The following is an 11,966-nucleotide window of genomic DNA, read 5'->3' on the forward strand; positions in this document are numbered from 1 at the left end:
TTACTTTGTGCTATTGAACAACCTCATTATAAAAGAAAGCGTTTAACTTTGTTACAGGGCAAACCTTAGATCAGTCTTTGAATAATTAAGGTATACCCTATATTTATTTGTTCTCCAGAGGCAGACGCAGCAAAATGCGGGTTCCCGCTCCGGGCTCGCTCGTGATGGAGAAGGTGAACGATTCCCCGTAGGTGATCCTCAGCCGGGTGATTACATTCTTCATCCCGATTGAATCACCCATGGCAGACTCATCCTCCAGGTAATGCATAAGCTCACTGATTTTCGCCTGGTCCATGCCCACGCCGTTATCTGCAATGACGAAGACAATCTGCCCGTTCTCCTGGGCGATCTGGATGTTGATATACCCGATGCCCGCTATATTCTCAATCCCGTGAATACTGGCGTTCTCCACATACGGAAGGAAGGCCATCTTCGGAATTTCAATGCTCAGCAGCGACTGGTCCACCTCGATGTGATATTCAAGCTTGTTGTCGAAGCGGTATTTCTGAATCTCCAGGAAGCTCTCGATTAATTCAAGCTCCTCGCGGATCGTAACGAAGCTGCTCTTCCACATGATTGATTTGCGGAAAATCTTCGCCATGTTCTGAATCGTCCGGGCCGTCTGGGTCTCGCCCTTCATCATACTGCGCATCCGGATCGTCTCCAGCGCATTGAACAGGAAGTGAGGGTTGATCTGGCTGTGCAGCGCATGCAGCTGAGCCTGCCGCTGCCGCAGCTCAAGCTCCTTCTTCTGTATTTCTGCAACATATACATCATTGATCAGGTTCTCAATACGTTTACTCATCCGGTTGAACTCGACGGTAAGCTCACCGATCTCATCCCGCTCCAGGTGGTAGGGGATCAGTCCGAAATTTTTGTCTTTTACAGACTTCATATGCTTCAGAATGTTCTTAATACGCGTGTGGATAGAACGGGACATGATCATAATTACAATGGTGGGAACCAGGAAGTTAATGCCGGCAAACCACAGGATAAATTGCCCGGATTGTCTGACATCTGACAAAATAAGGGTCTCATCCAGGACGCCGTAAATCGACCAGCCGCTTAGGTAACGGTTATTCTGGTAAGTCTTGTCGATCACAATCGCCTGCTTTGGCTTGGGAATCTCAGTTGGGGTCAGGGTGTGCGCCGCAGTAATCAGCCCGCTGGGCTGACCGCTGGAGAGACGGCCGAAGCGGGCCTGGCCCGACGGGTCGAGAATATAGAAATCACCGCTGAAGCTGGAAAGATCCAGAATCTGCCGGATATAGTTCATGTTCAGGTCAATTTTCAGGACATGCTCATACGTCTCCAGCCTGCGGTCAGTGAGCCGCTGGATCACGCTGATGCTGTCGGGCGTCACATAGAGATGGGGGTGTGTGTTGCTGAATTGGCTGATCTCTTTATACCAGTCCTGCTGGCGCATACTGTCCTCCAGCTTAATGATATGGGCTGAGGCCAGAACGGTTGGATTGTCGGTCATAATCACCGAGGAGCTCAGCACCTTGTTCTCTTTGTCAGTCCGGTTGAACAGATTCGATATGGCGTTCAGCGACTCCACATAGCGGTCCGTTGAAGCATAGGTGGTATTCAGATGCTGGATCAGCTGCCGGTCAATGGAGTAGAGGTAGGATATGCCTGCTGCATCTTCAATTACGGTCCTCAGCTCAGCCTGCAGCAGATTCATCGCCTGCTCGGCATCTGCGGTCTTCTGATTCTTGATATTGGCGGTGGTCACCTGATAGAACATTACATTGGTCAGGATGATCGGAATGAACACGCATACAATGTAGATGACAATCAGCTTGCTTCTAAGCTTCATATGATTCAGACGGAAGTTGAACACGGCAGGGAGCCTCCTTATTTACTGCCCAATCATCATATTGCGATAATCAGTCGGCGTCATATTCTCAAGCTTTTCAAACTGGGTGGCAAAATAATCCGCATTCTGGAAGCCGACCAGCTCCGCGATTTCGTACATCCGTTTCTTGGTCTGCCGCAGCAGGCGCTTGGCCTCCTCAATCCGCAGGGTCAGCAGGTATTCATTGAAATACACACCGTAGGTTTTGCGGAATAACTGTCCAAGATAGACCGGATTCATATCGAAATCGGCGGCAATACCCTTGAGGTAGATATTTTCACGGTAATGCCCGTCGATGTATTTTTTGATTTTTTCAATATTGCCTTCGCTCTTGCCGCCGCGCTTCTCTGCGATATATTCTGCGGCTTCGGCGATAAACTGCTGGAATACCTGCTTCAGCTGCTTCAAATTACGGTATTTCAGCGGCCAGTTGAGCAGCTCGGTCATCCATTGCAGTGCGTTCTCGTCACCTTCAAGCTGCCGGATAATGTTGATGATGGCAATCATGCTGCGCCGGATCGTGTTCGTCACCGCCCCGGGGGCGAAGTGGCGCTCCTGGAACATGGTGAAAATAGCATCCACAGTTGAGCTGTAACCCTTGTTGTCATTGGCTTCGACCTCGTAAATCAGCTTGCTGTGCAATCCTTCATCGATATCGAAATAGTATAAGGGCAGCTCCAGCAGCTCGTCCGCCATATAAATGCCCTCGAAGCCGGCGGCAAAACGGTACTGGAGGCATTGCTCCGCACTGGCCCCGGAGGCTACAATCTGATTGAGATGGCTTACCTTCCGGCCAACGAACAAAGCGATGCTTGTTTCAAGCTCCCGTTCCAGTGTATCCAGCATCGTACGGTAGCCTCCCCACGGGGAAGGATGGGGTTCATCCACCCACTGGCCGGGCAAGATCATCCCGTATTGATTGTTCGTGCGTACATGAAGAAGCAGAGTCTGAGCCTCTTGGCGGAAATAACGCAGCAGAGAGTTCTTCAGGGCAGGCAGATAATCGACTTCTCCGGCAGGAAGCTGATCCTGCATTTCTGCGATGAGGTACGTATAGGAAGAGGTGAGAGGCAGCTCCAGCGCATAGGCGATCCGTCCCATGACCTGATCATCGGGCTGCGTCTGCAGCAGGCTTTCGATGACCGTCTCGACCAAGGGCTTCTCCCGGGTGATGGAGAGGAGCTGCTTTTTGTTCAGCATATGGGCGATTTTGCCAAGCGCAACCGTAAGCTCCTGTTCGTCAACCGGCTTGAGGATATAATCCGACACATTGTACCGGAAGGCTTGCTGGGCATAGGAGAAGTCGGCATATCCGCTCAAAATAATAAAAATCGGCTCCTGCACAAGCTCCGTCTTCACTTTCTTGATCAGTCCCAGCCCGTCCAGCACGGGCATACGGATATCGGCAATCACCAGCTCCGGGTTCAATTGTTCAATCAGGGTAAGCGCTTGCTCCCCGTTCTCGGCTTCACCGCAAATCTCGAATTGCGGCGAGCATTCGCTCAGAATCCGGATCAAGCCCTTCCGCACAAAAACTTCATCATCTACAATCAGCACCTTATACAATGGACTTCCTCCTTGGGGTTATTCTGGATTGCTTGGTCTTGTTCCATCCTCGGTCAAGTCGCAGTGTGATCATTATAAGCTAATTCCCTGACAGAATTCGAGTGGAAACGACTTTTTATTCTAGCACCTGCTGGAAAATCCTTTCAACACGAAGAGCCTGCATCGTTAGACACAGGCTCTCCGGTATTGTATTTTCCGCTTAATCTCCGGACTTATTTGTCATTCTGCCGGAGATGCGGGGGCTGGGGATGCACATGCTGTACCAGATCAGCAGCCCGGGTCTGTACATTCGCCAGTTCAGCTGAATAATCATCCGCCCACAGGTCTCCTCTGGCCAGGCGTTCCTTCAAATCCTGGGTGAGGGCAGCGGCGACCAGATCCATCAGCTTCTGCGTACTGGTTCCGCTTGTGCCTGCCAGTTCGGCAAGGGATTGTCCGCTGCCGAGACCGGAGGCAAGCTGGCTGGTGCTGATTCCCAGCAGTCCGGCGAGTTCCGAGCGGTCAAGACTTTCCAGCCCAGGCCCGAGCGGCGGTAATTCAGCCGTATCTGCCGGTGCTGAACCGGGCACCGGCGGCTTCGGCCGGGTCTGGTTCAGCAGGGACGCCGCACGCTTGGAGACTTCACTGAGGCGGCTCTTATACACGCTCTCGGTGATACGTCCATCCTTATATTCCTGGCTGAGTCTGGCCTCTATTGCATTTGCGGTGAGCTGGAGCAGCTTCTGAGAGTCCACGTTCTGCTGCTTGGCAATTGCGCTAAGCGAGCTTCCCGATTCAAGCGCTGTGCGCAGCCCGCTGGCCGACAGGCCAAGCGTGGCCAGCAGGTCGCTGGTCTCGATGCCGCCGAGACCGGGACCGCCTAAGCCGGGGCCGCCGGGTGCTCCGGCTGGCGGGCTTAGCGGCTCTGTACCGGCAGGCGGAAGGCCAGCTTCAGGAGCCGGAAGCAGCGGAGCTGGACTCGAAACGCTAGTAGCCGATGGGGAAGAGGCAGCGAAGGCGCTCAGCCCGCCAGTACTTAGGATGAGTGCTGCCGTCAAGGTGCCTGCAAGCAGCTTGCTTGCTTTTGGAGTGAATAGATTACGTGGTGAAGTCATCGTAGAATCATCCTTTCCCGCTAGGGGTAATGTATGGCGTGCCACTTACTCTATACTCCCAGTGTGAAAATACGGAGAAAGGGCAACTGCATTGTTTTCACCAGATTTTCACTGGAATGTGGTATCTTGATATATTGACAAATGTACAGGACACAAGCACCTGATGAGAGGGAGGGGAGGACCCCATGAAGATCTTGCTCGCGGAAGATGATACCCGGCTGGGTGAACTGATCGTACATATGATTAAGAAGAAAGCGGCATACACCGTTGAATGGGTCACTTCCGGGGATGAGGCGTATGATCTCGCCAGTGTCTCCGGCTATGATGTGCTGGTGCTGGACTGGATGCTGCCGGAGCGGGATGGCCGGGAGGTGTGCCGTCAGCTGCGTCAGGATGGCTATCTTGGGGCTATCCTGATACTGACGGCAAGAGATTCGCTGGAGGACAGGATTCGCGGTCTTGATGCGGGAGCGGATGATTATCTGGTGAAGCCGTTCGAAATAGACGAATTGCTGGCCCGGCTCCGGGCCTTGGGCCGACGGACCTTCCTCCCGCTGGAGAATGACACATGCCGGATCGGAGAGCTGGTGCTGGACCGGAACAGCCACCGGATTGCGGCAGGGATGCAGGAGGTTCAGCTTACGCCCAGAGAGTATCAGCTCCTGGATCTGCTCCTGAAGAACCAGGGCACGGTGCTTGCCCGCGAGGTGATCCTGGACCGGATCTGGGGGATGGAATCTGAGGTTACGCTCAAGACCATCGATGCCACGGTCAAGCTGCTCCGTAAGAAGCTGGCACTCTTGGACGGAGAACAGCAGCACATTCACAGCATCCGGGGAGTGGGGTATAGCTTTGAAATTTAATGTTTTTCGTTCCGGGGCCAGCCGCTCCGGCAATGACTTGTTCGCACGCACCCAAAAGCGCCTTACCTGGCGGTACAGTGCGGTGATGAGCGTATTTCTGCTATTGTCCTTCCTTATCATCTATCTGCTTCTGCATCTTCTGATCTGGAATAACCAGAAGGAGCGGCTTCATTCTCTGCTGGATGCCGAGGTGAAGCAGCTGCAAGGACCTATGTTCGATGAACTGCTGCAAGGGAGGGATCATGGGCCGGGGAATCAGGAATTTACACTCAGTGCGGATCAGTCATTCTACGTGATCTTGAATACGGAGGGCGGTCTGCTGGGCAGCGGCGAGATTCAGCCGGGACTGAAGGAGCAAGTGCTGAAGCTGGCAGATTCCGGGGCGGCCAAGACAGCGGAGGGACTTGCGATAGTGGAGCTGGAGCAGGGGCCAGGCCTGCTGCATAAGGGGAATGATCCCAAGGACAGCCCGCAGGCTGCTTATCTGCTCGGCAGCCGGGTCTTCGAGCATAAGGGGCAGCCTGCGGGCATCCTGTATGCCGGTAAAGATGTTACCTTCCAGCAGCAGTTATTCCGCTGGCTTCTCGGCGTATTGGCCGCCATCGCAGCGGTATTCATCCTGCTGGCCGCCGTCTTCAGCCGGGTGATGTCGCGGCAGGCGATGGTGCCGGTCCGCGAGGCGTATGACCGGCAGAAGCACTTCGCGGCGGACGCCTCGCATGAGCTCCGCACGCCGCTGAGCGTGATGCTGTCCTCCATCGAGACGCTGAAGCTGGAGGACAGCATCAATGAACAGGCGTTCACCCGTCATGTGGTGGACGGGATGTATTCGGAGGTCCAGCGGATGACCGCGCTGACCCGTGACCTGCTCCTGCTGGCCCGCAGTGATGCCGGGCTGCTGGAGCAGGTCCTCCGGCGCTTCGACCTTGCGCCGGTCCTGGCCCTTACGCTCTCCGGCCTGGGCGTGCTGGCCGAAGCGAAGCAGATCCGGCTTACCCTCGAAGCTCCGGCGGAGCTTCCGGTGAAGCAGGATCAGGAGAAGCTGGTGCAGCTCATGGTCATTCTGCTGGAGAATGCCATCAAGTTCACACCCGCAGGCGGCCGCGTCATTCTGCGGGCTGCGCTCATTCAGAAGAACAGCAGCACGTGGCTGGCGCTGGAGGTGCAGGATACAGGCATGGGTATTCCTGCGGAAGACCTGAGCCGGATCTTCGAGCGCTTCTACCGCCCTGACCAGTCGCGTTCGCGGGAGGCCGGGGGCCACGGGCTGGGGCTTGCCATTGCCAAGGAGCTGGTAGACACGCTTGGCGGCAGCATAATGGCTGAGAACTGCCCCGGGGGAGGCAGCGTGTTCCGTGTGGAGCTGCGGAGCTGAAGCGGTAGTAAGGGCACGAACAGAATGTATGCGGAAAACCGAACACATATTGACTTGTAGGCGAATTCTGCTTCTATCTTGCCGTATATGGGAGCATCTGTCCGAACATCTGCGAACCTGCCTGCTGAGTCAGCCTCTTCTACGCTGAGCGCAGCTCACCCGATGTAAGTCCGGATGCTCCGCATTGGGTGAGCCGGGTCTTTCCCGTATAATAGTAGACGTTACGCCGGATGTGACATCAGAGCTTCACCCTGGCGTATGAACTCTAGCTTCAGGAAGGGAATGAAGAAACGTTGACTTATACGAAACTGTTGGAACGAAAAGGCGAAATTCTCAAGCGAACCGTGGAAACCTGGATCATGAAAGAGAATCGTGACGGACTGGATCGTCAAGAAGCCCATATCTACAGGAATATGGTCAAAGAGCTTCATCAGAACGAGCAGGAATTGAATGTGGCACGTGTGGAAGAACTGGATAAGAGCCCGGATTCGGACACAGAAGGAGCAGCTTCAACAGCTTCAGCCCAGAGAGAGCTTGTATCGCAGGGTGTGTGAAACCGATAGCCTATGAAGCTGTCTCACTAAATAATATTACAATGGAAAAAGCCGCCCGGCTTCGCTTGATGCGAAGGAAGGGCGGCTTTTGGATGTCTTATACTAATGTTCGTAATCCTACAACCTAACAACCCGCCGGTACACCAGGCAATCCAGCAGATCCTCCCATGTAAGCTCGCTCTCATAAGGATCGCGGAAAGCGGTCGCGGTTGGGAGATACCCGAGGGCAACACCTTGGCCGCCGTGCAGATTGCAGCCGCCGTCGCCGCCTTTGCCGGTGATACCGTCCGGTGTGAGGACCAGCTCCTTCTTGTAAGGATCGCCGGGGAAGCATAGCCCGAACCCATTCGGCAGCTCCAGCGGGTACGGGTCCTCAGCATTAGCCTGCCCTGAACCGGACACATGCCTGAGCCGCATGGACGTATCAATCTCGTCACCCCACGGGAACAGTGTTGATGCACCTACGCCGTACAGATACTCCCATTCGTCCTCAGTCGGCAGGGTGAAGCCCTCCGGCAGCTCCGACTCGCACCATTCTTCGAACGATTCGCTGTTATCGAACAAGTACACAACAACCCGGTCACCGTCCCGTTCCAGCCGGAAATACTGGGAATATTCATAGCTGGTATGCGGCCCCTGGCGGAACTCTTCGATAGCTTCGAGCACATCCTCATCTTCTTCCGGGTCCAGCCGGTCCAGCGGACATTCGTACCAGCCTGCCGAAGCAGGCTGGCGCTGCACGAGCAATGGCCCGATCACAGCTTCGCGGACGGGAGACATCTCTGCATACATATGTACCTCTGAGCGGCCCAGGGTCACCGTGTCGCCCGGCACGTACACGTATTCACTGCCCTCATATACGAAGACACCCGTTTCTATGGACTGGCCGTAACGTTCGAACCTCTCTAACCGCAGCCACTTGAAGCCAGCGGGCAGCTGCTTAAGCACTCCCTGCATCGCGTGCCTTTTCTCTTCAACCGTTAATTGCCCCCATGCGGCACGGTCCCATGCTACCATGTCATACTCTCCTCCCGGGAATAGGCATTGTCAGCCTGATTACTGTCATTGTAATGGACAGCCCCGGGTACTGGCAAATGCGCCGGGAATGCGGCCGGACACACCGGTTAGATAGCATCCATTTATAACCTGTCCTTATTGTCTGGGTGGTCATATAATAATTCAGGTTGGAACATTAATACATAGTAAAAGAGGGATAGGAGTTATGAATTCAAAACGATTGAAATTTTTCACCGCAGGCTTTGCGCTATTACTGGCGGCACAGGTACTGCTTCCTGGACGCTCATCGGCGGCAAAAGTCATGGAACAGCTCCCGAAGCCGGAATGGAGCTATACGCTGCCGGATGGCATTACCTTCTGGGGCACTATAGACACCTTACAGAGTAAGAATCGGATGTTCATTCCGCTGGTCAAGACCGTAACCGTAGCCCCTTCCAAGACGAAGTCTTCGGGCATGTTGTACGCATCCATTGACCGCATTAACGGTTCTGCCAACTGGGTATATGACTATTCGGACATGGCCAACGACAAGCCGTTTACTGCTAATGGATTTTATTCTGCCAGTAACGGCTACAGCTATTTCTATAAAATGTGGGGCGGCAAACCCTATGATCTTACCGTAGTTGATCCGAACGGCAAACGGAAATGGACCAAAACCATAACTGGGTCCTACTCGCCGGTGGTGTTGGATAACGGAAATATTGTGATTCGAACCTTGGTTAGCGGCAATGTAGCTTCTCGTGGTATTACCGAGTACAGTCAGGACGGGAAGCAGGTACGCAAGCTTAAGCTGACCGGCAAATGGGCCTCAGGGGTGATTGATGTGCTGCCGAACGGCTATGTGGTACATAAGGAGCTGGATACAAACAGAGTCAGCGTATACCGGAGTCTGGATGCTCTGACGAAACCGCTGGCTGCCTACACCGCTCCCAAAGCAGTTAAATATCCTGATTTCCAGGTGTATCCGCTTCGCGGCGGTTCGTTCCTGATTAAGATGAGAAGTAGCGATACCTGGCTGTTATTCGGCTATGACGCTAACGGCACCAAGAAGTGGGTGCGTCCTGTGAACAAGATGGATCGGATCGATACGACCGGCAACAACTATCTGATCCAGAGCGACAACGTCTACAAATTGTACAGCAAAGACAACCAATTACTCGGCAAGCAGCAGATCGGTGAAGCCGGGGACCGCGAATGGTACTGCCGGATAACACCATCGGGCGAGATTACGGTCGAGAAGCAGTACCAATGGCAGGAGCGTCCGGCTGTCGTTGATCCTGAGACCTTTGAGGGGGATATTGCCAAGGAGGATTTCTATGTGCTGGACCCGGCGAACCTGCAGATCAAATATCATCTCTCCACAAGCTGGCACGACTACGAAACCGGGCATAATTACATTTATGCGGGAGGCGGGGAGCTGTACATCACGAGGAGCTATGCGCCTAAGACGATTACCAAGTACATGTTAAAATAGCACCGAACCAGGCTTAGACCTCCGCATGACAAAAAGATCGCCAAGTGAATCTCTTTCTTGGCGATCTTTTTGCATACCCCGTTACTCCAGCTTGAACTGCCGCAGTTCTTCCTCCAGCCTCTGTGAGATTTCGCTCAGCTCTCTGGACAGTTCAGCTACCTGCTCAATACTGCCGAGCTGCTCCTGTGTATTGGCACTTACCTCTTCAGTGGAGGCAGAATTCTCCTCGGTCGTCGAAGATATGACCTCAATCGCCTGCAGAATCTCATCCTTGTGCTTGTGGACAATCGAGGTGTTATTGCTGATCTGCAGCATCCGTACCTTCAGCTCCTCCAGGTCACTGTTCAAGCTGAAGAAGACCTGCTTCGCATTCTCGACAGATATGGCATTCTCCTCCGCAATCGTAAGGCCATGAGTAGTGTGTTCTACGGATAGGCTTGTTTTTTCCTCAATGGCGCTGACCTTCTTGTAGATTTCTTCAGTAGCCCGGGCTGTTTGCTCGGCAAGCTTACGCACCTCACCAGCCACCACCGCGAAGCCTCTGCCATGTTCACCTGCCCGTGCCGCTTCAATGGAAGCATTAAGGGCGAGCAGATTGGTCTGTGTCGCTATTTGATTCACTGTGCCTACGATACCCGAAATCTCATGACGGCTCAGATCAATATCCTCAATGAGCGATGACATCGCTTGTGTAGATCGGTGATTGTCTTCTGCAGCTTTGGAGAGTTGCTCCACCAAGTCAAGACCGGAACTGCTGAGCTCTGCTGAGGTCTGTACCATGGTTCCAACAGTCTGGGCATCACTGGTGATTTCGTCAATTTGATCCGATAATGCACCGGTTTTGTGGAGAATGCTCTCGGATTCAGCGGACTGGTAGTTGGTAGCATTCGCAATTTCATTAATGGCCGTAGCCGTTTCGTTCATGGTTATCGCGGTTTTGGTAGAGATGGCTTGCAGGTTCTGGGAGGATTGGGTCAGCACCTGAGTCGTATTATGGATCACCTGAATCATGCCCTGAATCTTCTGGACCATGCCCGCAATGCCATGAGCAATCTGTCCGATTTCATTGCGAGAGGCATCATTGAGCTGAACCGTCAGGTCTCCGTCTGCAATCCGTTGGATAGCGGCCAGCAGTTTTGGAATGGAGCGTAACAGGTAGCGCAGTGTGAGATAACAGATGAACACCAGGACCAAAGCGGCAACAGCAAAACCGGTGATGGTCGTCCGGGTGAAGGACGTCAGCTCGCTAAGCGCCTCTTGCCGGGTAATGGTTAAGCCTACAGACCATCCGGTATCCTTGCTGGTGGCATAGCCGATATAACGGGGGTTGCCATTATCATCAATGAGCGATACGCCGGATTCGCCGTTAATCATTTTTTTACCGATGGCGCCTAGATCGCCCGGACTCTCTGTAATTTTCTCCTTCAGTACCTTGGCTTCATCCGGGTGGTAGAGAATATCGCCAGAGCGGGTAGCCAGAATGGAGAACCCGGTGCTTCCCAAGGAGTAGCTCTGCATGATCTGCGGGATGTCATCGAAGGCAATATCTGCGGCAATGAAGCCGATCATTTGGCTGCTCTCATTCAGAATCGGATAGAAAATGCCCATCAGCATTTTGCCGCTAATGACGTCGGCGTAAGGTTCAGAATAGTAGAGACCCTTGGATTCGGATACAGGCTTGAAGTAGGGGCGGGCGCGGATATCAAAGTCCGATTTAGAGGTCAGACCGTCATTTTGGAGGAAATATCCCTTCCCGGATAACCCGGCCACCCAGGCATCGGCGAAGGAGGGCTCAGACTTTACAATGTCCGCCAGTGTGGCGAGTGCTTCTGCGGCGTGGGGGGAAGTGGTGATTTGATCTGCTGTAGTGCTCTCAATATATTTTTGGAAAATCGAGTTGGTGGACATTTGTTTGACCAGTGAGCCTTTCTCCTTGAACAGAGCATCGAACTGGCTGACAATTCCCTGCGTTTTGGTCATCAGCATCGACTCTTGCTGGCTTACTAGAATGCTTCGGGTGCTGGAATAGAAGAAGGTACCCAGGATCGAGAAGACGACAAGAATAATGACTAGCAGCACAATGGCCAATGTGTTGGCGATGCTGGTTGAACGGACTGGCCGTTTTTGAATTAGCTGTGACATAGGTCATCTCCCGGATATGT

At 53.5% G+C, this 11,966-nt stretch carries 9 protein-coding genes; 4 read left to right on the forward strand and 5 right to left on the reverse strand.

The window, feature by feature from the left end; genetic code table 11:
- Window positions 1–103: 103 nt before the first annotated feature.
- The 3 genes from NYE26_RS12900 to NYE26_RS12910 form a co-directional block, all read right to left on the reverse strand.
- Window positions 104–1,846 carry a sensor histidine kinase gene (locus NYE26_RS12900; protein WP_339256296.1) on the reverse strand — a complete coding sequence of 581 codons (1,743 nt, stop codon included), beginning with the start codon at window positions 1,844–1,846 and terminating at the stop codon, window positions 104–106.
- Window positions 1,847–1,864: 18 nt separating this feature from the next.
- On the reverse strand, window positions 1,865–3,418 hold the full coding sequence (locus tag NYE26_RS12905; protein WP_339257463.1) for a response regulator: 1,554 nt from the start codon (window positions 3,416–3,418) through the stop codon (window positions 1,865–1,867).
- Window positions 3,419–3,639: 221 nt separating this feature from the next.
- Window positions 3,640–4,521, reverse strand: a complete 882-nt coding sequence (locus NYE26_RS12910) for a hypothetical protein (RefSeq protein WP_339256298.1) — start codon at window positions 4,519–4,521, stop codon at window positions 3,640–3,642.
- A gap of 185 nt (window positions 4,522–4,706) precedes the next feature.
- On the opposite strand from NYE26_RS12910, the gene NYE26_RS12915 reads away from it, so the two are divergent.
- From NYE26_RS12915 to NYE26_RS12925, 3 genes are all read left to right on the forward strand, one after another.
- On the forward strand, window positions 4,707–5,384 hold the full coding sequence (locus tag NYE26_RS12915) for a response regulator transcription factor (RefSeq protein ID WP_339256300.1): 678 nt from the start codon (window positions 4,707–4,709) through the stop codon (window positions 5,382–5,384).
- Window positions 5,374–6,759: an ATP-binding protein gene (locus NYE26_RS12920; protein ID WP_339256302.1), complete on the forward strand. Its 1,386-nt coding sequence runs from the start codon at window positions 5,374–5,376 to the stop codon at window positions 6,757–6,759. The genes NYE26_RS12915 and NYE26_RS12920 overlap by 11 nt, the downstream gene beginning before the upstream one ends.
- Window positions 6,760–7,070: 311 nt before the next feature.
- Complete coding sequence (locus NYE26_RS12925) at window positions 7,071–7,313, forward strand: hypothetical protein (RefSeq protein WP_339256304.1); 243 nt, start codon at window positions 7,071–7,073, stop codon at window positions 7,311–7,313.
- A 117-nt stretch (window positions 7,314–7,430) separates the two neighbouring features.
- On the opposite strand, the gene NYE26_RS12930 is transcribed toward NYE26_RS12925, so the two are convergent.
- Window positions 7,431–8,330: a hypothetical protein gene (locus NYE26_RS12930; protein ID WP_339256306.1), complete on the reverse strand. Its 900-nt coding sequence runs from the start codon at window positions 8,328–8,330 to the stop codon at window positions 7,431–7,433.
- A 205-nt stretch (window positions 8,331–8,535) separates the two neighbouring features.
- Here NYE26_RS12930 and NYE26_RS12935 point away from each other — a divergent pair, with 205 nt between their 5' ends.
- Window positions 8,536–9,804 (forward strand): hypothetical protein, encoded by a 1,269-nt coding sequence (locus tag NYE26_RS12935; protein ID WP_339256307.1) that lies wholly within the window; start codon window positions 8,536–8,538, stop codon window positions 9,802–9,804.
- Window positions 9,805–9,885: 81 nt separating this feature from the next.
- Here the strand turns inward: NYE26_RS12935 and NYE26_RS12940 are convergent, their stop codons facing one another.
- Window positions 9,886–11,946 (reverse strand): methyl-accepting chemotaxis protein, encoded by a 2,061-nt coding sequence (locus NYE26_RS12940; RefSeq protein WP_339256309.1) that lies wholly within the window; start codon window positions 11,944–11,946, stop codon window positions 9,886–9,888.
- Between the last annotated feature and the right edge of the window lie 20 nt (window positions 11,947–11,966).

It is taken from the genome of Paenibacillus sp. FSL P2-0136 (assembly GCF_037975325.1).
GTDB lineage: Bacteria > Bacillota > Bacilli > Paenibacillales > Paenibacillaceae > Paenibacillus_AQ > Paenibacillus_AQ silagei.

Coding starts and splice junctions, on each gene's coding strand:
- NYE26_RS12940 (WP_339256309.1), bottom strand. CDS start 11,946: ATGTCACAGCTAATTCAAAAACGGCCAGTCCGTTCAACCAGCATCGCC.
- NYE26_RS12935 (WP_339256307.1), top strand. CDS start 8,536: ATGAATTCAAAACGATTGAAATTTTTCACCGCAGGCTTTGCGCTATTA.
- NYE26_RS12915 (WP_339256300.1), top strand. CDS start 4,707: ATGAAGATCTTGCTCGCGGAAGATGATACCCGGCTGGGTGAACTGATC.
- NYE26_RS12910 (WP_339256298.1), bottom strand. CDS start 4,521: ATGACTTCACCACGTAATCTATTCACTCCAAAAGCAAGCAAGCTGCTT.
- NYE26_RS12930 (WP_339256306.1), bottom strand. CDS start 8,330: ATGGTAGCATGGGACCGTGCCGCATGGGGGCAATTAACGGTTGAAGAG.